General features: G+C 62.2%; 20 protein-coding genes and 1 other RNA gene. 10 read left to right on the top strand and 11 right to left on the bottom strand.

Annotation, left to right across the window (positions count from 1 at the left end; genetic code table 11):
• Window positions 1-257 precede the first annotated feature (257 nt).
• The 8 genes from ccoG (at window position 258) to CKW07_RS00435 (ending at window position 8,760) form a co-directional block, all read left to right on the top strand.
• Window positions 258-1,673: a cytochrome c oxidase accessory protein CcoG gene (ccoG, locus tag CKW07_RS00470; protein ID WP_095143106.1), complete on the top strand. Its 1,416-nt coding sequence runs from the start codon at window positions 258-260 to the stop codon at window positions 1,671-1,673.
• Between the two features lie 11 nt (window positions 1,674-1,684).
• Window positions 1,685-2,224 (top strand): FixH family protein, encoded by a 540-nt coding sequence (locus CKW07_RS00465; RefSeq protein ID WP_095143105.1) that lies wholly within the window; start codon window positions 1,685-1,687, stop codon window positions 2,222-2,224.
• A 136-nt stretch (window positions 2,225-2,360) separates the two neighbouring features.
• On the top strand, window positions 2,361-4,811 hold the full coding sequence (locus CKW07_RS00460; RefSeq protein ID WP_095143104.1) for a heavy metal translocating P-type ATPase: 2,451 nt from the start codon (window positions 2,361-2,363) through the stop codon (window positions 4,809-4,811).
• Between the two features lie 22 nt (window positions 4,812-4,833).
• Window positions 4,834-5,064, top strand: a complete 231-nt coding sequence (ccoS, locus tag CKW07_RS00455; RefSeq protein WP_095143103.1) for a cbb3-type cytochrome oxidase assembly protein CcoS — start codon at window positions 4,834-4,836, stop codon at window positions 5,062-5,064.
• Window positions 5,057-5,740 carry a sulfite exporter TauE/SafE family protein gene (locus tag CKW07_RS00450; RefSeq protein ID WP_095143102.1) on the top strand — a complete coding sequence of 228 codons (684 nt, stop codon included), beginning with the start codon at window positions 5,057-5,059 and terminating at the stop codon, window positions 5,738-5,740. Before ccoS ends, CKW07_RS00450 begins: the two co-directional genes overlap by 8 nt.
• Before the next feature lie 165 nt (window positions 5,741-5,905).
• Window positions 5,906-7,288 carry an oxygen-independent coproporphyrinogen III oxidase gene (gene hemN / locus CKW07_RS00445; RefSeq protein ID WP_095143101.1) on the top strand — a complete coding sequence of 461 codons (1,383 nt, stop codon included), beginning with the start codon at window positions 5,906-5,908 and terminating at the stop codon, window positions 7,286-7,288.
• Window positions 7,289-7,398: 110 nt separating this feature from the next.
• Window positions 7,399-8,133 (top strand): fumarate/nitrate reduction transcriptional regulator Fnr, encoded by a 735-nt coding sequence (gene fnr / locus CKW07_RS00440; RefSeq protein WP_095143100.1) that lies wholly within the window; start codon window positions 7,399-7,401, stop codon window positions 8,131-8,133.
• Window positions 8,134-8,211: 78 nt separating this feature from the next.
• Window positions 8,212-8,760, top strand: coding sequence for an adenine phosphoribosyltransferase (locus tag CKW07_RS00435; RefSeq protein WP_095143099.1), 549 nt, complete (start codon window positions 8,212-8,214; stop codon window positions 8,758-8,760).
• 258 nt (window positions 8,761-9,018) lie between these two features.
• Here CKW07_RS00435 and CKW07_RS00430 read toward each other — a convergent pair whose 3' ends face one another.
• The 5 genes from CKW07_RS00430 to dnaX form a co-directional block, all read right to left on the bottom strand.
• Window positions 9,019-10,167, bottom strand: a complete 1,149-nt coding sequence (locus CKW07_RS00430) for an acyl-CoA dehydrogenase family protein (RefSeq protein ID WP_095143098.1) — start codon at window positions 10,165-10,167, stop codon at window positions 9,019-9,021.
• A 108-nt stretch (window positions 10,168-10,275) separates the two neighbouring features.
• A complete protein-coding gene (gene recR / locus CKW07_RS00425) occupies window positions 10,276-10,878 on the bottom strand; it encodes a recombination mediator RecR (RefSeq protein WP_095143097.1) in 603 nt (200 codons plus the stop codon).
• Between the two features lie 77 nt (window positions 10,879-10,955).
• The gene (locus CKW07_RS00420) at window positions 10,956-11,990 is read right to left on the bottom strand and encodes an NADP-dependent oxidoreductase (protein WP_095143096.1); all 1,035 of its coding nucleotides are present in this window, start codon (window positions 11,988-11,990) and stop codon (window positions 10,956-10,958) included.
• Window positions 11,991-12,208: 218 nt separating this feature from the next.
• Window positions 12,209-12,547, bottom strand: a complete 339-nt coding sequence (locus CKW07_RS00415; RefSeq protein WP_008028561.1) for a YbaB/EbfC family nucleoid-associated protein — start codon at window positions 12,545-12,547, stop codon at window positions 12,209-12,211.
• Between the two features lie 67 nt (window positions 12,548-12,614).
• The gene (dnaX, locus tag CKW07_RS00410) at window positions 12,615-14,705 is read right to left on the bottom strand and encodes a DNA polymerase III subunit gamma/tau (RefSeq protein WP_095143095.1); all 2,091 of its coding nucleotides are present in this window, start codon (window positions 14,703-14,705) and stop codon (window positions 12,615-12,617) included.
• Window positions 14,706-14,851: 146 nt separating this feature from the next.
• Here dnaX and CKW07_RS00405 point away from each other — a divergent pair, with 146 nt between their 5' ends.
• Window positions 14,852-15,616, top strand: coding sequence for an ABC transporter substrate-binding protein (locus CKW07_RS00405; protein WP_095143094.1), 765 nt, complete (start codon window positions 14,852-14,854; stop codon window positions 15,614-15,616).
• Window positions 15,617-15,619: 3 nt separating this feature from the next.
• On the opposite strand, the gene CKW07_RS00400 is transcribed toward CKW07_RS00405, so the two are convergent.
• Window positions 15,620-17,320 (bottom strand): bifunctional diguanylate cyclase/phosphodiesterase, encoded by a 1,701-nt coding sequence (locus CKW07_RS00400; RefSeq protein WP_095143093.1) that lies wholly within the window; start codon window positions 17,318-17,320, stop codon window positions 15,620-15,622.
• Between the two features lie 483 nt (window positions 17,321-17,803).
• Here CKW07_RS00400 and CKW07_RS00395 point away from each other — a divergent pair, with 483 nt between their 5' ends.
• The gene (locus tag CKW07_RS00395; RefSeq protein ID WP_095082209.1) at window positions 17,804-18,118 is read left to right on the top strand and encodes a helix-turn-helix domain-containing protein; all 315 of its coding nucleotides are present in this window, start codon (window positions 17,804-17,806) and stop codon (window positions 18,116-18,118) included.
• 430 nt (window positions 18,119-18,548) lie between these two features.
• Here CKW07_RS00395 and ffs read toward each other — a convergent pair.
• From ffs to CKW07_RS00370, 5 genes are all read right to left on the bottom strand, one after another.
• Window positions 18,549-18,645, bottom strand: an RNA gene (ffs, locus tag CKW07_RS00390) — signal recognition particle sRNA small type.
• Window positions 18,646-18,959: 314 nt separating this feature from the next.
• Entirely contained in the window at window positions 18,960-21,317 is a 2,358-nt protein-coding gene (gene ligA, locus CKW07_RS00385; RefSeq protein ID WP_095143092.1) for an NAD-dependent DNA ligase LigA, read from the bottom strand.
• Between the two features lie 91 nt (window positions 21,318-21,408).
• Window positions 21,409-22,263: a cell division protein ZipA gene (gene zipA, locus CKW07_RS00380; protein ID WP_095143091.1), complete on the bottom strand. Its 855-nt coding sequence runs from the start codon at window positions 22,261-22,263 to the stop codon at window positions 21,409-21,411.
• 256 nt (window positions 22,264-22,519) lie between these two features.
• Window positions 22,520-26,008: a chromosome segregation protein SMC gene (smc, locus tag CKW07_RS00375; RefSeq protein ID WP_095143090.1), complete on the bottom strand. Its 3,489-nt coding sequence runs from the start codon at window positions 26,006-26,008 to the stop codon at window positions 22,520-22,522.
• 2 nt (window positions 26,009-26,010) lie between these two features.
• Window positions 26,011-26,670, bottom strand: coding sequence for a GntR family transcriptional regulator (locus CKW07_RS00370; protein WP_095082707.1), 660 nt, complete (start codon window positions 26,668-26,670; stop codon window positions 26,011-26,013).
• Between the last annotated feature and the right edge of the window lie 9 nt (window positions 26,671-26,679).

Raw genomic sequence — 26,679 nt, 5'->3', positions numbered from 1 at the left:
CAGCCCGCTGCATACCCCTCCCCGAACCAGATCATGCGCAGGCAGCCAAGGAAAAAGGGGAATCGGCTATAGTCAATTGACCTGCATCACGATTTGTTACATTTGCTACACCATCCAGGTTTTTTCCCCAACGCGACCAAAGGTCGCACCCTTGAACTAGAGCGACAGGCGTATCATTGCGCCACTGTTACAGCCCTTTTTGACCGCGGTCGGCACGTACTGACCGCGGCATTTTTCCACTGCCGTGGGATGCAATGATGAGCAACCAGATTCCGGTACACGACGTCACCCCGCCCACCAAGAACGCGAACAACAGCGTCGACCTTTACGCCTCCAGAGAGAAAATCTACACCCGCGCCTTCACCGGCCTGTTCCGTAACCTGCGGATGATGGGCGGTGCCGGGTTGTTTCTGCTGTATTTCGGTACGGTGTGGCTCAACTGGGGCGGCCATCAGGCTGTCTGGTGGAACCTGCCGGAGCGCAAGTTCTTCATCTTCGGCGCCACCTTCTGGCCGCAGGACTTCATCCTGCTGTCGGGCCTGTTGATCATCGCCGCCTTCGGCCTGTTCTTCATTACCGTGTACGCCGGGCGCGTCTGGTGCGGCTATACCTGCCCGCAGAGCGTCTGGACATGGATTTTCATGTGGTGCGAGAAGGTCACCGAAGGCGACCGCAATCAACGCATCAAGCTCGACAAGGCGCCGATGAGCGCCAACAAATTCCTGCGCAAATTCAGCAAGCACACGATGTGGCTGCTGATCGGCTTCGTCACCGGCATGACCTTTGTCGGTTACTTCTCGCCGATTCGTGAGCTGGTGATCGAGTTTTTCACCGGGCAAGCCGATGGCTGGTCCTACTTCTGGGTGGGTTTCTTCACCCTCGCCACCTATGGCAACGCCGGCTGGCTGCGCGAGCAAGTGTGCATCTACATGTGCCCCTACGCACGCTTCCAGAGCGTGATGTTCGACAAGGACACCCTGATCGTCTCCTACGACCCGCGCCGTGGCGAAAGCCGTGGTCCGCGCAAGAAAGGCGCTGACTACAAGGCCCTGGGGCTGGGCGACTGCATCGATTGCACCATGTGCGTCCAGGTCTGCCCGACCGGCATCGACATCCGCGACGGCCTGCAGATCGAATGCATTGGCTGCGCGGCCTGCATCGACGCCTGCGACAGCATCATGGACAAGATGGAGTACCCTCGCGGCCTGATCAGCTACACCACCGAGCACAACCTGTCCGGGCAAAAAACCCATAAACTGCGTCCGCGCCTGATCGGTTACGCCCTGGTGTTGCTGGCCATGATCAGCCTGCTGGTCACCGCGTTCTTCATGCGCTCGCTGGTGGGTTTCGACGTCAGCAAGGACCGCGTGCTGTACCGCGAAAACGCCGAAGGCCGGATCGAGAACGTCTACAGCCTCAAAATCATGAACAAGGACCAGCACGACCATACCTACGTGCTGGACGCCGCCGGCCTGCCCGACCTCAAGCTGCAAGGCAAGCGTGAGATCAAGGTAGCCGCGGGTGATATTTTCAGCATGCCGGTCGAGTTGTCGAGCGCACCGGACCAACTGCCGTCGAGCACCAACGAGGTGAAATTCATCCTCAAGGATGCCGATGACGACAGCGTCCACGTTGAAGCCAAGAGCCGATTCATCGGCCCACAAATTCGTTGAGAGACGTCATCATGCCCGCAGCAACTGCCACCAGCCCTTGGTACAAGCACCTCTGGCCATGGATCATCATCGCTATCCTGGCCTGTTCGGTAACGCTGACCCTGTCGATGGTGACCATCGCGGTGAACAACCCGGACAACCTGGTCAACGACAACTACTACGAAGCTGGCAAGGGCATCAACCGCTCACTGGACCGTGAGCTGCTGGCCCAGACCCTGCTGATGCGCGCCAGCATGCACCTGGACGGCGTGACCGGTGAAGTCGACCTGCACCTGACCGGCAACAGCCAGCCGAAGACCCTGGAGCTGAACCTGATCTCGCCCACCCAGCCGGAGAAAGACCGCAAGATCATCCTGACCCGCAGTGAAACCGAACAAGGCCGCTACATCGGCCAGGTGAACGACAAGATTGAAGGTCGCCGCTTCGTCGAGCTGCTGGGCACCCAGGACGACCACATCTGGCGCATGTTCGAAGAAGAACAGGTCAGCCACGACAAAGACCTGCTGCTGGGTGACGAACCGCTGCAAGGCGCCGAAGACCTGAAGCAGTAAGCCCTACCCCTGATCGTTCCCACGCTCTGCGCGGGAACGCAGCCAGGGACGCTCTGCGTCCCAGCCGAAGCGGACGCGGAGCGTCCGGGGAGGCATTCCCACGCAGAGCGTGGGAACGATCATCGGACAACGCCTCATGACCACCCCAACTCCCTGCTACCACTGCGCCCTGCCCGTCCCACCCGGCAGCCGGTTCACCGCCGTCATCCTTGGCGAGACGCGCGAGCTCTGCTGCCCGGGCTGCCAGGCGGTGGCCGAAGCGATTGTCGCCGGTGGCCTGGAACACTATTACAGCCACCGCAGCGAGGCCTCGGCCAACCCCGACGCCTTGCCGGTGCAACTGGTGGACGAACTGGCGCTGTATGACCGCGCCGACGTGCAACAGCCCTTTGTACGCCACGAAGGCGAGCTGGCCGAAACCACGCTATTGATGGAAGGCATCAGCTGCGCCGCCTGTGGCTGGCTGATCGAGAAACACCTGCGCAACCTGCCCGCCGTGGCGGAGGCGCGCCTGAACCTGTCCAACCATCGCCTGCACGTACGCTGGGTCGACAGCCAGCTGCCGTTGAGCCAGCTGCTCGGCGAGCTGCGCCACATCGGCTACGCCGCCCACCCCTATCAAGCGGACCGCGCCAGCGAGCAACTGGCCAGCGAAAACCGCCTGGCCTTGCGCCAATTGGGCGTGGCGGGCTTGTTGTGGTTCCAGGCGATGATGGCAACCATGGCCACCTGGCCGGAGTTCAACATCGACCTCAGCCCCGAGCTGCATGCGATCCTGCGCTGGGTCGCGCTGTTCCTGACCACCCCGATCGTGTTCTACAGCTGCGCACCCTTCTTCAAAGGGGCAATGCGCGACCTGCGCACCCGTCACCTGACCATGGACGTGTCAGTCTCGCTGGCGATCGGTGGCGCCTACCTGGCCGGCATCTGGACCTCGATCACCGGCACCGGCGAGCTGTACTTCGACGCGGTCGGCATGTTCGCCCTGTTCCTGCTCGCTGGCCGCTATCTGGAGCGCCGTGCCCGCGAACGCACGGCTGCCGCCACCGCCCAACTGGTCAACCTGCTGCCCGCATCGTGCCTGCGATTAAGCCCGGACGGCCAGAGCGAGCGCATTCTGCTCAGCGAGTTGCGCCTGGGTGACCGGGTGCTGGTCCATCCCGGCGCCATCCTGCCGGCCGACGGCAAGATCCTCGACGGCCAGTCGAGTATCGATGAGTCGCTGCTGACGGGCGAATACCTGCCACAACCGCGCACCGCTGGCGATGCCGTCACCGCCGGCACCCTGAACGTCGAGGGTGCGCTGACCGTCGAAGTGCTGGCGCTGGGTCAGGACACACGCCTGTCAGCCATCGTCCGCCTGCTGGACCGCGCCCAGGCCGAGAAACCACGCCTGGCACAAATCGCCGACCGCGCGGCGCAATGGTTCCTGCTGCTGTCGCTGGTGGCCGCGGCGGTCATTGGCCTGATCTGGTGGGAGCTGGATCCGTCCCGTGCGTTCTGGATCGTGCTGGCCATGCTGGTCGCGACCTGCCCTTGCGCCTTGTCGCTGGCCACTCCCACCGCCCTCACCGCCGCCACCGGCACCCTGCATAAACTCGGCCTGCTCCTGACCCGAGGCCATGTGCTGGAAGGCCTGAACCAGATCGACACGGTGATTTTCGACAAGACCGGCACCCTCACGGAAGGTCGGCTGGCGTTGCGCTCGATCCGCCCACTGGCAGCCCTCGACAGCAACCAGTGCCTGGCGCTTGCCGCCGCCCTGGAAAACCGCTCGGAACACCCGATTGCCAGGGCCTTTGGTCGAGCCCCCGTGGCCGCCGAAGAAGTGTTGAGCACCCCCGGCCTGGGCCTTGAAGGTCTGGTCGGCTCGCAGCGCCTGCGCATCGGCCAGCCGGGATTCGTCTGCGAACTCAGCGGTTGCGCCGTCCCCCCGATGCCCGACGAAGCCGGTCAATGGCTGCTGCTGGGCGACAGCAACGGCGCACTGGCCTGGCTGGTCCTCGACGACCGCCTGCGCAGCGACGCACCGGCCCTGCTCGCCGCCTGCCAGGCACGCGGCTGGCGCACCCTGTTGCTGTCGGGCGACAGTTCGCCGATGGTGGCCAGCGTTGCGGCAGAGTTGGGCATCGACGAAGCCCGTGGCGGATTGCGTCCGGACGACAAACTGCAGGTGCTCAAGCAACTGCACCAGGAAGGTCGCAAAGTATTGATGCTTGGCGACGGCGTCAACGATGTGCCGGTACTGGCCGCGGCCGACATCAGCGTGGCCATGGGCTCGGCCACCGACCTTGCGAAAACCAGCGCCGATGCCGTGCTGCTGTCCAACCGCCTGGATGCCCTGGTACAAGCCTTCAGCCTGGCCCGCCGCACCCGCCGGGTAATCATCGAGAACCTGCTGTGGGCGGGGCTGTACAATGGCCTCATGTTGCCGTTTGCCGCCCTCGGCTGGATCACTCCGGTGTGGGCCGCGGTCGGCATGTCCATCAGTTCGTTGACCGTGGTACTCAATGCCTTGCGCCTGACTCGCATGCCGAGTGTTCCGGGCACCGGCACCACGCCAGAAACCCGCCCGCTGCCGGCCTGAGCCGCGCGGGCATGGAGTAAAGATGCCAGCTCTCTACGTGATGATCCCGGCGGCGCTGCTGATCGTCGCCATCGCCATTTACATCTTCTTCTGGGCCGTCGACAGCGGCCAGTACGACGACCTCGACGGGCCGGCCCACAGCATCCTGTTCGACGACCAGGACCCGAACCACAAGGCTGCCATCGACGAAGCCGACGGCCAGCCAACAGCGGATCCGGCCAAGCCAACCGACAAGGCGCCACCCGATGCTTGAGCTGGCACCCCTGCTGGTGTCAGCGCTGATCCTGGGCCTGCTCGGTGGCGGTCATTGCCTGGGCATGTGCGGCGGGTTGATGGGCGCACTGACCCTGGCGATCCCCAAGGAACAACGCAGCCGACGCTTTCGCCTGCTGCTGGCGTACAACCTGGGCAGAATCCTCAGCTACGCCACCGCCGGCCTGCTGATCGGCCTCGCCGGCTGGGCCCTGGCCAACAGTCCGGCGGCGATGTTCATGCGCGTGCTTGCCGGTTTGCTGCTGATCGCCATGGGGCTGTACCTGGCGGGCTGGTGGAGCGGCCTGACCCGCATCGAAAGCCTGGGCCGCGGCCTGTGGCGCCATATCCAGCCCGTTGCCAACCGCCTGCTGCCGGTATCGAGCGTACCGCGCGCCTTGCTGCTGGGCGCGCTGTGGGGCTGGCTACCATGTGGCCTGGTCTACAGCACCCTGTTGTGGGCCGCCAGCCAGGGCGATGCCATCGACAGTGCGCTGTTGATGCTCGCCTTTGGCCTTGGCACCTGGCCGGTGTTGTTGGCCACGGGGCTCGCCGCCGAACGCGTCACGGCGCTGTTACGCCAACGCAGCGTGCGCATGACCGGCGGCCTGCTGGTGATCCTGTTCGGTATCTGGACCCTGCCCGGGCCACACCAGCATTGGCTCATGGGGCACTAGGGCCGCCGCGATTGAAGGCTTGAAGAGCCCCCATGTAACCGCATACAGGGCATTTACCCCGGCTCGACGGTGTACACCCGTACACTCTTGATACAAATCAAGATTCCCCTCGTGGCAACCCCCTAGACTCGCTGACACTGCCAGCCTATCCGGGGGAACGCCCGCATGCTCGACGCCATTCGTTGGGACACAGACCTGATCCGCCGTTACGACCTGGCGGGACCACGCTACACCTCGTACCCGACCGCGGTGCAATTCAACAGCCAGGTCGGCACGTTCGACCTGCTCCACGCCCTGCGCGACAGCCGCAAGGCCCGGCGCCCGCTCTCGCTGTATGTGCACGTGCCGTTTTGCGCGAACATCTGCTACTACTGCGCCTGCAACAAAGTCATCACCAAGGATCGCGGCCGCGCCCAGCCCTACCTGCAACGCCTGGAACAGGAAATCCAGCTGGTCGCCTGCCACCTGGACCCGAACCAGAAAGTCGAACAACTGCACTTCGGTGGCGGCACCCCGACCTTTCTCAGCCATGACGAACTGCGCCAGTTGATGGCGCAACTGCGCAAGCACTTCAACCTGCTGGATGACGATTCGGGCGACTACGGCATCGAAATCGACCCCCGGGAAGCGGACTGGTCGACCATGGGCCTGCTGCGCGAACTGGGCTTCAATCGCGTCAGTATCGGCCTGCAGGATCTCGACCCGGCGGTACAACGGGCGGTCAATCGCCTGCAAAGCCTGGAGGAAACCCGAGCGGTGATCGATGCCGCGCGCACCTTGCAGTTCCGCTCGATCAACATCGACCTGATCTACGGCCTGCCCAAGCAAACCGCCGACAACTTCGCCCGCACTGTCGAAGAAGTCATCAGCCTGCAGCCCGACCGCCTTTCGGTGTTCAACTACGCCCACCTGCCCGAGCGCTTCATGCCGCAGCGGCGAATCAACAGCGACGACCTGCCGGCGCCTGCCGAAAAGCTGAAAATGCTTGAGCGCACCATCGAGCAACTGACCGCCGCCGGTTATCGCTACATCGGCATGGACCATTTCGCCCTGCCCGACGATGAACTGGCCATCGCGCAGGAAGAATCGACCCTGCAACGCAATTTCCAGGGTTACACCACGCACGGCCATTGCGACCTGATCGGCCTCGGCGTGTCGGCCATCAGCCAGATCGGTGACCTGTACTGCCAGAACAGCAGCGACCTGAACGAGTACCAGAACGCCTTGGCCAACTCCCAACTCGGCACCAGCCGTGGCCTGCTGTGCAATCAGGACGATCGGTTGCGCCGGGCGGTGATCCAGCAACTGATCTGCAATTTCCGCCTGGACTTCGCCACCATCGAACAGGACTTCAACATCGATTTTCGCGGCTACTTCGCACAGCTCTGGCCACAGTTGCAGGCCATGGCCGAGGATGGCCTGATCGAACTCGACCGTGAAAAAATCCTGGTCCTGCCCGCCGGGCGACTGCTGGTGCGTTCAGTGTGCATGGTGTTCGATGCCTATCTGGAGCAGCAGAACCGCCAACGCTTCTCTCGGGTTATTTAAAGCACTGGGCGCACCCACGAGGTTGCGCCATGTTGCCGCAGACTGGCTTCAAGGTCCTTGCGTAGGTTACCCTTACGCCTTATGTGTGTTTTCCCACAAGGATCTAAGAAATGTCCGAGCCAGTTAAACTGCGCGCTCATAACCAGGCTCATTGCAAGGATTGCAGCCTGGCACCACTTTGCCTGCCACTTTCTCTGAATCTGGAAGACATGGATGCGCTGGACGACATCGTCAAACGTGGCCGCCCACTGAAAAAAGGCGAATTCCTGTTCCGCCAGGGCGACGTTTTCGATTCCGTCTTTGCAGTACGCTCGGGCGCCTTGAAAACCTTCAGCCTGAGCGACAGCGGCGAAGAACAGATCACCGGCTTCCACCTGCCGAGTGAACTGGTCGGCTTGTCCGGCATGGACACCGAGAGTCATCCGGTGTCCGCCCAGGCGCTGGAAACCACCTCGGTCTGCGAAATCCCCTTCGAGCGCCTTGATGAACTGGCCCTGCAACTGCCGCAATTGCGCCGTCAATTGATGCGGGTGATGAGCCGTGAAATCCGCGACGACCAGCAAATGATGCTGTTGCTGTCGAAGAAGACCGCCGACGAGCGCATCGCCACCTTCCTGGTCAACCTGTCGGCACGCTTCCGCGCTCGCGGGTTCTCGGCCAACCAGTTCCGCCTGAGCATGTCGCGCAACGAAATCGGCAACTACCTGGGTCTGGCGGTGGAAACCGTGTCCCGGGTGTTCACGCGCTTCCAGCAAAACGAGTTGCTCGCCGCCGAAGGCAAGGAAGTGCACATCCTCGACCCGATCCAGCTGTGCGCGCTGGCCGGTGGTTCAGTCGAAGGCTGACGATCCGCAGGTGGCTGAGCGGCCCCGCTCAGCCACGGTTATACTGTCGCGTTTGTAGCCTGCCAGGACATCCCGACGATGGTCATCGACTCCTTCGACATCAAATCCCTGATCCGCCCCGTGATCGACTTCCCGAAGCCGGGCGTAATCTTCCGCGACATCACCCCGCTGTTCCAGTCGCCCAAGGCCTTGCGCCTGGTGATGGACAGCTTTGCGCACCGCTATGTCGAGGCCGACTTCACCCACATCGGTGCCATGGATGCCCGTGGTTTCCTGATCGGCTCGGTGCTCGCCTACCAACTGAACAAGCCACTGGTGCTGTTTCGCAAGCAAGGCAAACTGCCGGCCGACGTGTTGGCCGAGGGTTACCAGACCGAGTACGGCGAAGCCTTCCTCGAAGTCCACGCCGACAGCCTCTGTGAAGGGGACTCGGTGCTGATGTTCGACGACCTGATCGCCACCGGCGGGACCCTGATCGCCGCCGCCAATCTGGTGCGACGCATGGGCGCCAGCCTCTTCGAGGCCGCGGCCATTATCGACCTGCCGGAACTGGGCGGCTCCCAGCGCCTGGAAGACATGGGCATCCCGACGTTCTGCCTGACGCAGTTTGCGCTGTCCGAAAAGTAAGCGCTTGCACTGACGCCTTCGCGGGCAAGCGGAACACCGCCCGACGCTCGCTCCTACAGGGCAATGCAGGCGGCGCCCATGTAGGAGCGAGCTTGCTCGCGATGACCGTGAGCGCGACGCGGGGTGTCAGGCAGCACGCGTTATCGTTGCCGACCATCGCGAGCACGCTCGCTCCTACAGGGATCTGTTTCGCACACAAGATTTGTGTCTCGCGACAATCCCCAGTGGGAGCGGGCACGTCAGCCGCCATACCGCAATCTATAGCCCCATCTGCTTGCTGATGATTTCATTCATCACCTCCCGGGTACCGCCGCCAATGGAGAGGATCCGGTTATCGCGATACAGCCGTTCCACCAGGCTGTCGCGCATGTAACCCTGCCCACCGAGGATCTGCACCGCGTCGTAGGTGATGCGGTCGGCAGTGTCGGTGGCGAGGTTCTTGGCCATGGATATTTCCTTGATCACACTCTTGCCCGCCGCCATTTTCGCGGCCTGGCGATAGGTGAACTCCCGGGACACCTCCAGCGCCGTGGCCATTTCCGCCAGACGATGCTTGAGCACCTGGAACTTGCCAATCGGCTTGCCGAACGCTTCGCGCTGCCGCGCCCACTTCAGGCTCTCTTCCAGTGCCAGTTGCGCGGTCATATTGGCCATCAGCGCCAGGGCCAGGCGCTCGCTTTGAAAGTTGCCCATGATGCAGGCAAAGCCCATGTTCTCGACACCGATCAGGTTGCCCACCGGCACCTTGCAGTCGTCGAAAAACAGCTCGGCCGTGTCCGACGCCCACCAGCCCATTTTCTTCAACTGGCGACCGACGGTGAATCCCGGCGTGCCCTTCTCGATCAACAGCAGGCTGATGCCGGAAAACCCCGGCTCACCGGTGCGCACCGCAACGGTATAAAAATCCGCACGCACACCGCTGGTGATAAAGGTTTTACTGCCATTGACCCGGTAATGGTCGCCGTCACGCACAGCGCGGGTCTGCAGGTTGGCGACATCCGAGCCGCCGCCGGGTTCGGTGACCGCCAGGGCGCTGATTTTCTCGCCACTCAGGACGTGCGGCACCACCCGGTCGCGCACCTCGGGCCTGGCCCACTTGACGATCGGCGGCAGGCCGATGTCCAGCGAGCCGAGCCCCGCCACCAGCCCCCCGGAACCGCAGCGCATCAAGGCTTCGCTGGCGGCGATCTTGGCAAACAGGTCGCCTTCGTGGCTGCCACCCAGCGCCTCGGGGTAACCGATGCCGAGGATGCCCGCCGCGCCGGCCTTGAGGTAGAGCTCACGGGGAAAGCCCTCGGCCTCCTCCCACTGATCAATGTCCGGAAGAATCTCGCGCTCGACGAAGCGTCGCACGCTGTCACGGACCAATTCATGGCTTGGGTCGAAGTATTCCTGGAAGGCAGGCATCGGCGAACTCCACTGAAGGTTCAGCGAAGTTAACCGAGCGCTTGCTTGGTTTTCAAGCGTCTTCAGCGAAGACGGCGAAGCGAGAGGCCAGAAACGTCAAGCCAGACGCTACAGAGCGATCGGCTTACGCCCCGCAAAGGAATGAGCCAGGGTACCGCCGTCTACCAGTTCCAACTCGCCACCCAAAGGCACGCCATGGGCAATGCGCGAAGCGATCAGGCCCTTGTTGCTGAGCAACTGGGCGATGTAGTGCGCGGTGGCTTCGCCTTCCACGGTTGGGTTGGTTGCCAGAATGACTTCGGTGAAGGTGCCCGCCTCTTCGATCCGCGCCAGCAGTTGCGGGATACCGATGGCTTCGGGGCCCAGGCCGTCAAGGGGCGACAAATGGCCCTTGAGCACGAAGTAACGACCGCGAAAACCGGTCTGCTCCACGGCATAGACATCCATCGGCCCTTCAACCACACACAACAATGTGTCGTCACGGCGAGTGTCCGAGCATTGCGGGCACAAGTCATCTTCAGTCAGCGTGCGGCACAGCCGGCAATGGCCAACCCCTTCCATCGCCTGGCTCAACGCCAATGCCAGCCGCGAACCGCCGCTACGGTCACGCTCGAGCAGTTGCAGCGCCATGCGCTGGGCGGTTTTCTGACCGACACCGGGCAAAGTACGCAGGGCGTCGATCAGTTGGCGAATCAAAGGGCTGAAGCTCATGGTAGAAAGGTCCGACAAATCAACGAGACGCGGTTTATACCCGCGCCTCTGGCCAGCGTCAAATGCTCATCCAGGCGTCAGTCTTCAGCGACCCGCACCACCAGCTTGCCGAAGTTGCGTCCTTCCAGCAGCCCGATAAATGCCTCGGGTGCTTGTTCCAGACCGAGGACGACATCCTCACGAAACTTCACCTTACCCTCGCGTACCCAGGGTGCCATCGCCTTGATGAATTCCGATTGCCGATCACCGTAGTCGTCAAAGACGATAAAGCCCTGCATCCGCACACGCTTGGTCAGCAGCAGGCGTTGCAGCAGTGGCAAGCGATCCGGGCCGGGTGGTAGCTCCTGGGCATTGTACTGCGCAATCAGGCCGCACACTGGGATCCGCGCCTTGGGATTGAGCAGCGGCAAGACCGCGTCGAACACCTTGCCACCGACGTTTTCGAAATACACATCGATGCCGTCGCCGCAGGCCTGCGCCAACTCATCGGCAAAGGTCGGACTGCGGTGATCAATGCAGGCATCGAAGCCCAGCTCCCTGACCACGTAACGGCACTTGTCGGCACCCCCTGCAACCCCCACGACCTTCAGGCCCTTGATTTTAGCCACCTGCCCCACCACCGAACCCACGGCACCGGACGCTGCGGCAACCACCAGAGTCTCGCCGGCCTTGGGCTGGCCGATGTCCATCAGGCCCATGTAGGCGGTCATCCCCGGCATGCCGAGTACACCCAGTGCCAGGGAAGGACTCGGCCAGCCCGACGGCACGGGGACCAGCGCCCGGCCATCACTGATGCTATGGCTCTGCCAGCCCGTGGTGCCCACCACCAGGTCGCCCTCCTGGAATTTCGGGTTCAGCGAACGCTCGACCCGGCTGACGGCACCACCGGTCATCACATCGCCGAGCGCCACGGGCGCTGCATAGGACGGTGCATCGCTCATGCGTCCGCGCATGTAGGGATCGAGCGACAGGTAGAGGGTTTTGAGCAGCACCTGACCTTCGCTCAGCTCCGGGAGCGCCACCCGCTCCAGGCGAAAGTTCTCCGGTACCGGCGCCCCCGTGGGCCGCGACACCAGGACGATACGTTGGTTGAGGGTCAATGCGTGTGGCATGTGAGCATCTCCTTGACGATGAGTTCGGTGGTATAGAGAGCAGACCGTGGCCAGGGGCTGGCGTTCGATGTTTCTCAGGGCCGGTGCCTGTCTAGACGCGAAGCGTCCGTGGCGGCGCTCCAACGCAGAGCATGGGAACGATCAGTGTGCCGCAAAAACAAAAATGCCAGGCGCGATGCCTGGCATTTTTTGTAGCCCATCCGAAGCGCCTTGGCGAATCAGAACGGCAGTTTCATGCCCGGTGGCAATTGCATGCCTGCGGTCATGCCGGACATCTTGTCCTGGCTGTTGGCTTCGATCTTGCGCACCGCGTCGTTGACGGCGGCGGCGAACACGGCTTCGAGCATCTCTTTGTCGTCTTCGCTCAGGCCTTCCACCAGGCTTGGATCGATGGTCACGCGTTTGACGTCGTGACGACCGGTCATCACCACGGTGACCATATCGCCACCGGCTTTACCGGTGACTTCGGCGTTGGCCAGCTCTTCCTGCATCTTGGCCATTTTTTCCTGCATCTGCTGCGCCTGCTTCATCAGGCCGGCCATGCCACCTTTCATCATGGGAATCACCTCAAAAGTACTTGGATCAAAACAGCGCCCGGCCAACCGGACCGAGCGCCTTCAGTTATTAGCCCTGGCTGACCAGAGCCTCGACAGGTTCAATAGTATCGTTACGGATCACCGCGCCGAACTGTTGCATCATTTGCTGGATGAACGGATCACCGTGGATCGAATCCTCGGCCTCGCGCTGGCGATCGGCACGTCGACGCGAGGCAGCCTGGGCCGGAGTTTCCTGCTCGGGCTTGATCAGTTCGATACTCACCGTCAGGGTACGCTGGTGATACTGGTTCAGCGCATCGTTGAGCCGGCGTTGCTGGGTGGTGTTGAACAGCGCACTGTGGGCCGGGTCCAGGTGCATCAGCCAGTGATCGCCATCAACGGCAATCAGCGTGCAGTTGGCGGCGATGCTGCCGGTCATGCCGGAAATCGGCAGCTTCGGGAACAGCTCCAGCCATTGCAGCGCCAGACCGGTGGCCGGCATCGCAGCGGGTTCCGGCTCGGGCTCCGGCGCCGGTTCTGCGGCGTGTTCACTGGCCAGCTCATCCAGGTAGCTGTAGGCCGAATCCTGGTCCGGCTCGATATAGTCCTCATCCAGCGGCGGCTCGTCGTCCAGGTCCATGCCCGGCGTGGCGGCATCGACCTGCGCCACGCTCGGCTCGGGAATCGACTCGGCAGCCCACGCCGGCGCATCCGGCACGACACTGTCTGGAACCGGCACTGGCATCGGCGTCAGGTCAGGCTGTTCGGCGGTCGTTTCCAGCACGGGCTCGGCAGCCGGCTGCTGCACGACAGCCGGTTCTACCGGGTCGTTCCACGGCAGGTCGACAACCTCTTCGGCAATGGCCGCGGTTGCTGCCACGGCCTCAACCACCGGCGCAGGCACCACCTGGGGCGCAACCGGAGCAGGTGCAGGCGTTACCGCCTCGGCAACAGGCCGCACTGCAGCCTCAACGACAGGAGCAGCCGCCACTACCGGCGCAACACGCTGCGCGCCAGCCACCGAGTTCGCGGAATCAACTGTGGCCTGGCTGATCCCCACTGGCTTTAGCGGCTGCCTCGGTGCATCCGCGGTGTCTGCCGGCCGGAAGGCAAGCATTCGCAGCAGGACCATTTCGAAACCACCACGCGGGTCCGGCGCCAGCGGCAAGTCGCGGCGACCGATCAGGCCCATCTGGTAATAAAACTGTACGTCTTCGGCCGGCAAGGCCTGGGCCAGCGCCAACACCCGATCACGATCGCCATGGCCGTTGTCCACGCCCTCAGGCAAAGCCTGGGCAATCGCCACCCGGTGCAGCACGTTCAGGATTTCCGACAGCACGCCATTCCAGTCCGGACCCTGCTCGGCCAGATGGCGCACTGCTTCGAGCAATGCCTTGGCATCACCCTCGATCAGCGAATGCAGGACGTCATAGACCTGCCCATGATCCAGGGTACCCAGCATCGCCCGTACGTCAGCCGCCATGACCTTGCCTTCACCGAAGGCGATGGCCTGGTCGGTCAGGCTCATGGCGTCACGCATCGAACCGTCCGCGGCACGCCCCAGCAACCAGAGTGCATCGTCTTCGAACGGCACATTCTCGACACCCAGTACGTGGCTCAAATGCTCGACCACGCGCTCCGGCGTCATGTTCTTCAGCGAGAACTGCAGGCACCGGGAAAGAATCGTTGCTGGAAGTTTCTGCGGGTCGGTGGTCGCCAGGATGAACTTGACGTAGGGCGGCGGCTCTTCGAGGGTTTTCAACAGCGCATTGAAGGAATGGCTGGAGAGCATGTGCACTTCGTCGATCAGGTAGACCTTGAAGCGCCCACGGCTCGGCGCGTACTGGACGTTGTCGAGCAACTCGCGAGTATCCTCGACCTTGGTCCGGCTCGCGGCGTCGATCTCGATCAGGTCGACAAAGCGCCCCTCATCGATTTCACGGCATACCGAGCACGTGCCGCACGGCGTCGAAGTGATACCTGTTTCACAGTTCAGGCATTTGGCAATGATCCGCGCAATGGTGGTCTTGCCCACACCGCGGGTGCCGGTAAACAGGTAGGCATGGTGCAGCCGCTGGCTGTCCAAGGCATTGATCAGAGCCTTGAGCACATGGGTCTGGCCGACCATTTCGCGGAACGAGCGCGGACGCCATTTACGTGCAAGAACCTGATAACTCATCGAAAACCGTCGCAACGAAGGAAGCTGAAGCGGCTAATGCTAGCGGAGCAAGGGCAAAATTGCATCCGGTGTGCTCGGCTAATCTGTCTAAGCTGGTCTTTGGGGATGCTTTAATCGGTGTCTGGCGGCATTCTGCTGGAGAATTTATGCGTTCAGCCTTGGGGGCTTTGCTGTTGATCAGCGCCAGCACTATTGCCGCGCCCGCACCAATACGCTTCGCGATCACCGACAGCTGGGCCATGCCCATGGCGCAGATCGAGCGCGGCCGCCCCATCCAGGGCATTTTGTACGACGTGATGCTCAGCCTGGCCACCCAGGTCGGCGTGCCGGCCGAGTTCAAGGTGCTGGCCCGCGCACGCGTGCAAAGCAGCATGGAACACGGGGAAATCGATGTCCGCTGTTATGCGGCGCAGGCCTGGCTGCCCGACCAGTCCGGAAACTACATCTGGAGTGTCCCGTTGTGGCTCCAGCGCGACCTGTTGATCGCCCGGCCCGGCACTCCCGCCCCAGTGGCCCCGGCCCGCCTCACCGCGCAACCCATCGGCACCGTACTCGGGTATTACTACCCGACCCTGCAGCCGCTGTTCGACAGCGGGCAACTGCAACGCGACGACGCGCGCAACCAGGACCAGGTCCTGCGCAAGCTGCAGGCCGGACGCTATCAGTATGCCGTGAGCAATCAATGGACCCTGGACTGGTTCAATCAACGGCTGATGCCCGACCAGCAATTGCACACCGCCACGGTGCTGCAGGAATTGAATGTCGGCTGCTACGTGCGCAATGACCCGAAAGTGCCGGTACAACGAATTCTAGGCACCTTGCTCAAAATGAAAATATCCGGGGAAATCGACGACATCATCCAACTCTACACCGGCACCCGCGAACCGGTCCTGGCCTCCCCCTCGCCATGAACCTCAGACCACCTGGTCCAGCGCCTGCCACTGCATCGGAGCGGCGAACCCTGCAACCCAGCCCGGGACCTCGCTGGCCGGCATCGGCCGGGCAATGAAATACCCCTGCGCCACCTCACACCCCAAGCGCAGCAACAACTGGCCGTGCTCCACACTGTGCAGGCCTTCGGCGACCACCTCTCGCCCAAAGGCCCGGGCCAGGCCGATCACGGCAGTGGTCAACGCCAGGTCGTCACGGTCATGCAGAATGTCGCGCACAAACGACTTGTCGATCTTGATGGTCTGGGTGTGCAGGCGCTTGAGGTAACTGAGCGACGAGTGACCGGTGCCAAAATCCCCCAGCGAGAACCTCACGCCCAGCGCCTGGCAGGCGCGCAGGCAGGTGCTGACATGCTGGATGTTTTCGATTGCCACCGACTCGACAATCTCAAGATCGAGTAGCCGCGGGGAGACGCTGGCGTGACACTGGAGCACACCCTTGAGCCGTTCGAAAAAGTCGGCACGCTGAAAGTGTCGTGCCGCGATATTGATGCTGACCGGCCACTGCAACCCGAGCCGCTGCCACCGGGACAACTGCACCAGCACCTGCTCCATGACCCACTCGCCGATGTCGACGATCAGGTCCGTCTCCTCCACCCACGGCAAAAACTCTCTGGGCGGCACCACGCCCCTCTCCGGGTGCTCCCAGCGCAGCAACGCCTCAAAGCCCACCACCGTGCCGCTGCGCATATTGACCCTGGGCTGGAAATGCAGGCGCAACTCATGATTGAGCAAGGCCTGCCGAACCCGCGCCACGGTCTGGTAGGTCGCCTTGACCTCGCGGTCATGCACCACATCAAACAAGTGAAACCGATTGCGCCCGCTTTGCTTGGCCACGTACATGGCCTGGTCGGCATGACGCAGCAAGGTCTCTGCGTCTTCGTTGTCCACCGGGAACAGCGTGACGCCGACACTGGCATACACATGCAGCTCCTTGCCCAGGATCGAATACGGCGCCGAGATCACCCCCAGCACCCGGTTCAGGGCCGCACGCAACTCCGACACGTCGCTCACATAGCGCAAGATCAGCACGAACTCGTCCCCGGCCAACCGCGCGACCACATCCTCGCCCCTTACAATCTCGCGAAGGCGCTTGGCCACTTCCACCAGCAACAAATCGCCACAGGCATGACCATAGCCGTCGTTGACGGCCTTGAAGCCATCGAGATCGAGCATGCAGACCGCCAGCGGGACGTCCTCCGCACGAGAGAACGTCAGGGCCTGGTCGAGCAAATCAAAGAGAAACGCCCGATTGGGCAAGCCGGTCAGCACATCATGTCCCACCCGCCACTCCAGGGAGTGCAGCAACTGGCGCTTTTCACTGACATCGAAGCGAATGGACACATAGCGCATCACCCGGCCGGTCACTTCATCCAGCACCGGTACCATGGTGCTGTCGACCCAGTACAGGCTCCCATCCTTGGCCCGGTTGCAGATTTCCCCCTTCCAGACCTTGCCCAGGGCAATGGTGCGCCACATGGTCGCGAAGAAATCGCCAGGGTGCAGCCCCGAGTTCAGCAGGCGATGATCGGCGCCCAGCAACTCTTCACGGCTATAGCCCGATATCGCGCAGAACCGGTCGTTGACGTGAATAATCCGCCCACTCAGGTCGGTCTCGGAAAATATGGCGGCAGCATCCACTGCCCTGCGGTATTTCTCATCCATGAGCGTGCCCCATCTAGCGGCTGCACCGCTCGACCAGTGCGCAATGCCTGGCAGAGATGAAGGAGTAGGAGGTGCGATGCCGGGGATCGTGCAGCCTTTGAAGCGGCGGGAGTAACGTCCTTGCAAGCGTGCGGACCAGCAAATTCAGATGCACTTTAAAACTCCATGAACAGCAGGTGATGGCCCCGTGACATATAAAGATCGACTAGTCTTGAAGACCTCGCGACACTCAGACGAGCGTCCGGTTCTGGCAAGGTTCGACGGCCCCGGGTGTCATCGACACGCCCTCCAGACAGGTTCAGGGCTGACGCAATGATGGCCGTTTCGCATCACCCGAACGCCTGACACCAGGCCGGCCAATACGCGAGCCAAACGCCAATTCTACGAAATACATCACGTTTTTAAAAGCAAGGTGATGAATCATGCAGTTGTTCAATGCAAAAAACTGTCGTTAAGTTCTTGATTCTAAATGGGAATCGAGCGATGCACATTTCAAGTTTGGGTCCAGCCATCAAACGCTACCGCAAGGTAGCCGGGCTTACTCAGGCTGAACTTGGCGAAAAAACCGGTTTTGACCCCAAAACCATCAGCCGCTTCGAAACCGGCACCTACGCCCCCAGCGTCGAAGCCCTGTTCAGCTTTGCCGACGTACTGGGCGTGAAGCCCAAGGCGTTCTTTGCCGACCTGGGCGACGAAGAAGAGCAGCGCGCCTATCTCTTCGGTGTCATACACAAAGCCCCCCCAAAGGATCTGGGAAAGCTGATCGCAGCGGTAGATCAAGCCTTGTCCAAGCCTTAGAGCCAGAAACAGAAACAGAAACAGGCGGAGTAACGACTGATCGTTGCCCGCCTGTTTTGTTTGATTACCCCTGGAAACCAGCGCACCCGAAAAACCATGACCCGGAATTGGCAGCCTCGGTGAGTCGTCATCGTCGAACACCTGGGCGCGCGACTGGCAACCCGCCGGCGCAAAGAGTTCAATCAGATGCCTGTTGATAGATGCAGTTTTTTCCAACCGGGGGGGAATAACGAGAACGCATTGACAACAGCAGGCACCTTGAACCAAGGAGCGCTCAGAGGGCAATCGGCAGGGAGACTGACAAAGGAGACGTTTGCAACGAGCAGACTTCCGCGCGGGCCCGTTTGGGTCAGCTGCGATGGCGTTCTATTTTGAGGATTTTTCGAGGATCAGCCCGTTTCTGAAGAACGAGCTAGCGTTAAGGTGGCGACCCCACCAGCCACACCCCGGCACACAATGTCACCGCTGCGGCTGCTCCCTTCCAGGCCTGACCGGGTTCACGGCTGATCGTTGCGGGGGGACCGATGGGGTCACCATAACGACGCTCGCCAGTCGGCGAGCCGCGCCATTGTACCTATCTGAGACGAAGTTACAACCGTTGGTTTCGGATTAAAAATACGAGGCCCGTCAAGGACCTGCGTTACTCCCGGTTTTACTGCGCCAACGCCCCGCCGCCCGCTTGCCGGACCATCAGGTGAATGACGTGCCGCTGCTGATTATTCCCGCGCCGCACAGGAGAATAATCAGTCTGGCTACCGTTCGCCTGCACAGCGGGCGCCGGGATCACGGCGACCGCTTCGCGCTCCGGCGCCAGAAAACGCCCTCGCCACAGGTCCGGGCATCAGACCGATATACCGTGACCACTCAAGAACGCCACGAAGGCTTCTTCGTCCAGCACCTTCAACCCCAACTCATTGGCCTTGACCAACTTCGAGCCGGCGCCCGGCCCCGCCACGACACAATAGGTCTTCGCCGACACCGAACCCGCCACCTTGGCGCCGAGGCTTTCGAGCTTGTCCTTGGCGATGTCGCGACTCATCAGTTCCAGGCTGCCGGTCAGCACCCAGGTCTGCCCCGCCAGCGGCAAGCCTTCGACGACTTTCTTCTCGCTGTGCCAGTGCATGCCGAAATCATGCAACTGCTGTTCGGCACTCAACGCCAGTTGGCGATTTTTCTCGACGGCGAAGAACTCGCGCACTGCGTTGGCCTGCTTCTCCGGCAGCGCCTGGCGCATGTCCAGCCAGTCGGCGGCGATGATCGCCTGCAGCGAACCGAACTTGTCCGCCAGTTTCTGCGCCCCACCCGGGCCGACCGAGGGAATGTGCAGCTTGTCGATCATCCCGCCCAGGGTGGTGCTGGCGGCGAACTCGGCACCCAGCTCACCCTGGTCCTGAATGTCCAGGCCGTGGCCCAGCAACGCTTCGATCACCCGCTGGTTGTGCCCATCGGTAAAGAAACTGTGGATCTCGTAAGCGACCTCCAGGCCGACGTCCGGCAAGTAGGTCAAGACTTCCGGCAACGCTTGCTGAACGCGGGCCAGCGACCCCAGGGAGCGCGCCAGCACCTTGGCCGTCTCTTCGCCGACGTCGGGAATCCCCAGGGCATAGATGAAACGCGCCAGCCCGGGTTTCTTGCTGTCGGCGATGGCGCCCAGCAGGTTGTTGCTCGACAGCTCGGCGAACCCCTCGAGGTCGACGATCTGCTCGAACGTCAATGCATAGAGGTCCGCTGGCGAGTCGACCAGGCCTTCATCCACCAACTGCTCGACGCTTTTCTCCCCCAGCCCTTCGATATCCATGGCGCGGCGCGACACAAAATGGATGATCGCCTGCTTGAGTTGCGCACCACAGGCCAGACGCCCGACACAGCGATACACCGCCCCTTCGCTGATGGTCTCGCGCCCCTTGCTGCGCTTGACCAGTTGCGTGCGCTCGACATGGGAGCCGCACACCGGGCAGCTCTCGGGAATCTGCACCGGGCGGGCATCGTCCGGGCGACGCTCGGTGACAACCTGTACCACTTGCGGAATCACGTCACCGGCACGGCGAATGATCACCGTGTCGCCGATCATCAAGCCCAGGCGCGCCACTTCATCCATGTTGTGCAAGGTCGCATTGGAGACGGTTACACCGGCCACCTTCACCGGCTTGAGGCGCGCCACCGGGGTCACTGCACCGGTACGACCGACCTGGAACTCCACATCGAGCAACTCGGTGAGCTCCTCCATGGCCGGGAACTTGTGGGCAATCGCCCAGCGCGGTTCCCGCGCACGGAAGCCCAGCTCGCGCTGCGAGGCAATGCTGTTGACCTTGAACACCACGCCATCGATTTCATAAGGCAAGGCGTTGCGGCGCTCGCCAATGTCGCGGTAGTAGTCGAGGCACTCGCCGATACCCTTGGCCAGCTTCAGCTCGCGACTGACCGGCATGCCCCACTGCTTGAGCTGCTGCAAGAGACCAATGTGCGTTTCGGCAATGTCTGCCGACACCTGGCCAATGCCATAGCAGCAGAACTCCAGCGGGCGACTGGCGGTGATCTTCGAATCCAGCTGGCGCAGGCTCCCCGCCGCCGCGTTACGCGGGTTGGCGAAGGTCTTGCCGCCGGCTTCCAGCTGCGTCGCGTTGAGGCGCTCGAAACCGGCCTTGGACATATAGACTTCGCCGCGCACCTCCAGGGTCGACGGCCAACCGCTGCCCTGCAGCTTGAGCGGAATATTGCGCACCGTGCGCACGTTGACACTGATGTCTTCGCCCGTGGTGCCGTCACCGCGCGTGGCGCCGCGCACCAGCACGCCATCCTGGTACAGCAGGCTGACCGCCAGGCCATCGAGCTTGGGTTCGCAGCTGTATTCAACCTCGACACCGCCGCCAAACAAATCACCGGCCGGCAGGTCCAGACCTTCGCTCACCCGGCGGTCGAACTCGCGCATGTCGGTTTCTTCGAAGGCGTTGCCCAGGCTGAGCATCGGCACTTCATGACGCACCTGGGTAAAGGCCGACAACGCCGCACTTCCGACCCGCTGGGTGGGTGAATCACTCGTGACCAGCTCGGGATGGTCCGCTTCCAGTGCCTTGAGTTCGTGGAACAACCGGTCGTACTCGGCGTCCGGAATGCTCGGCTGATCCAGCACGTGGTAACGGTAGTTGTGCTGATCCAGCTCAGCGCGCAGCTCTAGGATGCGGTTTTCGGCGGCGTTCATGGGTGTTCTCTCATAAAGCAAAAGAGCAGCCGAGGCTGCTCAATCTGTATTGGCTGGTCGCCCCGCGCCCGGCGCGGGAGCAACCTTTGCGTCAGCGCTTCTGGGTCAGGGCGCGGCGCTCGAACTCAACGATACGTTGACGGTAGTGCTCGATGGTCTGCGCGGTCAGTACGCTGCGCTGATCGTCCTTGAGCTCGCCATTGAGCTCTTGGGACAACTTGCGAGCGGCAGCCACCATCACGTCGAAAGCCTGTTTCGGGTGACGCGGGCCCGGCAAGCCAAGGAAGAAACTCACGGCCGGGGTACTGAAGTGGTCGATGTCGTCCAGGTCGAAAACACCTGGCTTGACCGCGTTGGCCATGGAGAACAGCACCTCGCCATTACCCGCCATGCTTTCGTGGCGGTGGAAGATGTCCATCTCGCCGAAACGCAGGCCGCTTTCCAGAATGTTCTGCAGCAGGGCTGGGCCCTTGAAGCCACCGGTATCACGGCAGATCACGCTGATGACCAGCACTTCTTCGGCCTGTTGCGTGTCTTTGTCGGCCGCGGCGCTCGACGCCTTGGTATCAGCCGGGAAGTCGTCATCACGGCTGCTGAAGCTCGGGCCGCCGTCCAGGTCCAGGTTGAGGTTCAAGTCACCCTGGCTCGGCTCGCTGTGGTTACGCTTGCCACGCTTGGAACCCGACTCGCGCGGTTCACGGGCAGGCATGCTCACCGACGGCAGGTCGTGCTCGTCCAGTTGCGGCTCCTTATGGTTGTCCAGTACGCGCGGCGGGCCCAGCAGTTCGGCACCGCTGTCCTCGTCCGGCAGGTTGGACAGGCTGCGGTCCAGGCGAAACTTGAGTTTGCCCTTGCCGCCGCGCATGCGCCGCCAGCCATCAAAAAGAATACCGGCAATGACAATGATGCCGATGACGATCAGCCACTCGCGCAGACCGATTTCCATGTAATCCCGTGCCTCTATAAAAAATGCTGAAAAATAAGGGGTTTACAACTCGCAAACCGCTTTAAAACGTGGCGCCAACTCTATGTTCTGACAGGCGTTTTGCCCACGTACACGAAAAATTGACATTAAACTAGCACGACCAAAGGTAACTTTACACCGTCTGTCACAATGGCTTCAGCGAATATGTCGATTGGCCAGCAATCCATCGGGAAAAAACCCCTTGTTTTCCACAAACATACCGCCCGCACACCATGACTCAAGCGTCCACCATCGCCATCGCCTCCTCAACATCAACGGCCACCAGACGTGAACAACCGGGCTCGTGCATCGTGACCCCCATCAATTGATCCGCCATTTCCATGGCAATCTTGTTGTGGGTGATATAGATGAACTGCACGGTTTGCGACATCTCTTTAACCAGCCTTGCGTAGCGTCCAACGTTAGCGTCATCCAGCGGGGCGTCAACCTCATCGAGCATGCAGAACGGTGCCGGATTGAGTTTGAAGATGGCAAATACCAGGGCCAATGCCGTCAGCGCTTTCTCGCCGCCAGACAACAAATGGATGGTGCTGTTCTTCTTCCCCGGCGGACGCGCCATGATCGTTACCCCTGTATCGAGTAGATCTTCGCCCGTCAGTTCCAAATAAGCGCTGCCACCACCGAAAACTTTTGGAAAAAGCGCCTGTAAACCGCCATTGATCTGATCAAAGGTATCCTTGAAGCGGTTGCGGGTTTCCTTGTCGATCTTGCGAATGACGTTTTCCAGGGTGTCGAGCGCCTCCACCAGGTCGGCGTCCTGGGCATCCAGGTAGCGCTTGCGCTCGGATTGCTGCTGGTACTCGTCAATGGCCGCGAGGTTGATCGCGCCGAGCCGCTGGATTCGCGCGGCAATGCTTTCAAGTTCGGCTTCGGCGGCTTGTTCACTGGCCTCAGCCACCAGGGTGGCGAGTACGCCGTGCAGGTCGTAGCCATCCTCGAGCAATTGATCCTGCAAGGTTTTGCGACGCACGGTCAGGGCTTGCCATTCCATGCGCTGATGCTCGAGCTGGCCACGGATCAATTGCGCTTGCTGCTCGGCCTGGTTGCGGCGCTTCTCGGCCTCACGCAATTCGCGGTCGGCATCTTCCAGTGCGACTTGCGCCGTTCTCAATTCATCGTCGACGCTCATGCGCTTGTCCAGCAACTCTTCAAGCTTGAGTCGCAACTCTTCCAGCGGCGCCTCGCCCTCCTCCAGGTTGAGGCTCAACTGTTCGCGCTTTTCCGTCAGGCGTTCGGACTGCAACTCCAGCCGCTCCAGCGCCTGACGGGTCGAGTCGTGCTGCGCCTTGAGCGACCCCAGGCGCACCGCCAACTGGTGGGCATGGTCTTTGTGCTGGCGGGCCTCCTGACGCACCCGGTCCAGACGCTCGCGCAGACTGTCGCGCTGGGCCAGCAGTAGTTCACGCTGCTCGGTGTCCAGGGCCATGCTGTCGAGGGCGTCCTGCAACTGCAGGCGCGACTCGCCCACCTGCTCGTGCTCCAGCGCGCGCTGCTCAGCCAGCTCCCCCAACTCTTCATCGAGACGGGTGCGACGCAACGTCAGCTGTTCGGCCTTGGCTCTGCCGGCCGACAACTGCGCCTTGAGTTCGCCCTGCTGGCGGGCTTCGTCCTGCAGCAATCGACGCAGGTGTTCGCGACCGTTTTCTTGCTGGCGTTGCTGGGCACGCAGGTTTTGCAAAGTGCTTTCCAGGGTCTCGACCGTCGCTTCACGCTCTTCGCGCTCAAGGCCCAGGCGCTGGATTTCCTGACCGCGGGCCAGCAGGCCGCTCTCGGCCTCACTGGCGCGACGCACTCGCAGAAAGTGCCGGCCCACCCAATAACCATCGCGACTGATCAGGCTTTCACCCGTCGCCAACTGCGCACGCAGTGCCAAGGCCTGCTCAAGGCTGTCCACCGGCTTGACCTGGCCCAGCCAGGGCGACAGATCGATCTGCGCCTCGACCTTGTCCAGCAGGCTGCCGGGGATGCGCACACCGTCGGCGGCCGGGCTGAGCAAGCGCAGGTCACCCTGGGCGAACCCGGACAGGTCGAACCCGGCAAAATCATCCACCAACACCGCTTGCAGGTCGGCACCGAGCACGGTTTCCACCGCCAGCTCCCAACCGGCGTCAACCTTCAAGCCTTCGGCCAGGCGCGGGCGCTCGGCCAGTTGCTGTTCGCGCAGCCACTGGACAGTACCGGTGCCCGGATCCAGCGCCGCCTGCTGCAAGGCCTCCAGCGAAGCCAGCCGGCCGTTGAGGCGCTGCAAGTCACCCTGGGCCTGCTGCTGGTTGTGCAGGGCCTGTTGCAGCTCCTGGCGCAACTGTTCAAGCCGCTCGACTTGCGCTTCCTCACTGGCCTGCAGGTCTTCGAGGGTCGCTTCGCTGGCGGCGAGCTGCTCGCTGAGCTCGAGCATCGCCGCATCTTCAGGATCCGCCGACAACAGATCACGTTCTTCGGCCAGGCGCCGTTGACGATCGGCCAGACGCTCCATGCTGGTTTCCAGCTGCTGGATGCGCGACTGCTGGACTTCGGCCTGACGCCGTGGCTCGGCCGAGCGCAGGTTGAAACTGTCCCACTGCTCCTGCCAACCGTGCATGGTGGTTTCGGACTCTTCCAGGGCGGCCGCCGCTTCTTCGGCAGCTGCACTGGTGACTTCCTGCTCGGGGGTGAGCATGTCCAGCTCTTCGCCCAGGGTCGCGAGCAACGTCCGGTCGTGCCCCAGGTGCGATTCGGTTTCCTGGCGCGAGCGCTCGGCCTCCTTGAGGTCGTCCTGCAACTGGCGCAAACGCTGCTGGCCGTGCTGGATGCTCTGCTCGACCCGGGCAATGTCGCCACCGACCGAATAGAAGCGCCCCTGCACCAGATTGAAGCGTTCGGAGAGCTCGTGATGACCGTCGCGCAAGCGTTCGATGCTGGCGTCGGCATTGCGCTGTTCGGCGACCAGGGCTTCGAAACTGACTTCCTGGTTGCCGATGATCGCTTCGCGCTGGCCAACCTGTTCATTCAATGCCTGCCAGCGCAAGGCCGACAGCTGGGCCTTGAGCTGACGCTCCTCGGCCTTGTATTGCTGATACTTCTCGGCCGCCTGGGCCTGGCGGTGCAGCCGCTCGAGCTGACGCTCCAGTTCTTCGCGCAAGTCGGTCAGGCGCGCCAGGTTTTCATGGGTGCGGCGGATGCGGTTTTCAGTCTCGCGCCGACGCTCCTTATACTTGGAGATCCCCGCCGCTTCCTCGATGAAGTTGCGCAGGTCTTCGGGCTTGGCCTCGATCAGCTTGGAGATCATCCCCTGCTCGATGATCGAGTAGCTGCGCGGCCCAAGACCAGTCCCCAGGAAGATATCGGTAATGTCCCGGCGACGGCACTTGGTGCCGTTGAGGAAATAGGTGTTCTGGCTGTCGCGGGTGACTTTGCGGCGAATGGAAATTTCCGCGTAGGCCGCGTACTCGCCGACCAGCGTGCCGTCGGAGTTATCGAACACCAGTTCGATACTCGCCTGGCTCACCGGCTTGCGGCTGGTGGAGCCATTGAAGATGACGTCGGTCATCGACTCGCCGCGCAGGTTCTTGGCCGAGCTCTCGCCCATCACCCAGCGTACGGCGTCGATGATGTTCGACTTGCCGCAACCATTGGGCCCGACCACCGCCGCCATGTTACTGGGGAAGTTGACTGTGGTCGGGTCGACGAAGGATTTGAACCCCGCCAGTTTGATGCACTTGAGCCGCACGTTCAGGCAACCGGCAAGGCAGACAGCACCAGGTCGCAACTGCGCTGGGCATAGGCCGAGAGCACGATGCGAATCTGCGGCAGGTCACGGGCCAGCACGGCCGCCAGCAAGCGCTCGAACAGTTCGAGGAACTCACTCATCTCGGCCTTGCGCTGCTCCAGGGCAAGAAAGTACGCGCGGCTCATGGCCGGTTGCAGGTTCTCGACGGTTTCCTGCAGGTACGGGTTGTTGGCGAACGGGTACGCCGCCCGCATCACATTGAAGCTGTCATCGACGAAGGTACGGATGTCCTGACGCTCAAAGCTGGCATTGAGCCGCTGCTGGATCTGCACGAACGGCAGCATGTCGGCCTGGACTTGCCAGCCGTTGGCCACCGCGTTGCCCAGCAGGATGTACAGCTCGCTCATCAGCGTGCACAGGCTCTGCACCTTGTGCGCGGTGAGCTCGGTGACATGGGCGCCGCGTCGCGGAAGGATCGCGATCAGGTGGCGGCGCTCCAGGATCAGCAAGGCTTCACGGACCGAACCGCGGCTGACATTCAGCGCCAGCGTGACCTTCTGTTCCTGAATGCGCTCCCCCGGCTTCATTTCGCCGCGAATGATGCGTTCGGCGAGGTGGTGAGCGATTTGCTCGGCGAGGCTGTCCGGCGCCTTGAACGTCATGGTTTTCCT

The sequence above is a fragment of the Pseudomonas sp. Irchel s3b6 genome, assembly GCF_900187415.1.
In the GTDB taxonomy this organism is placed as follows: Bacteria; Pseudomonadota; Gammaproteobacteria; order Pseudomonadales; family Pseudomonadaceae; genus Aquipseudomonas.
The sequence above is the reverse complement of the archived record's forward strand: the minus strand, read 5'-3'. Positions and strand labels throughout refer to the sequence as shown.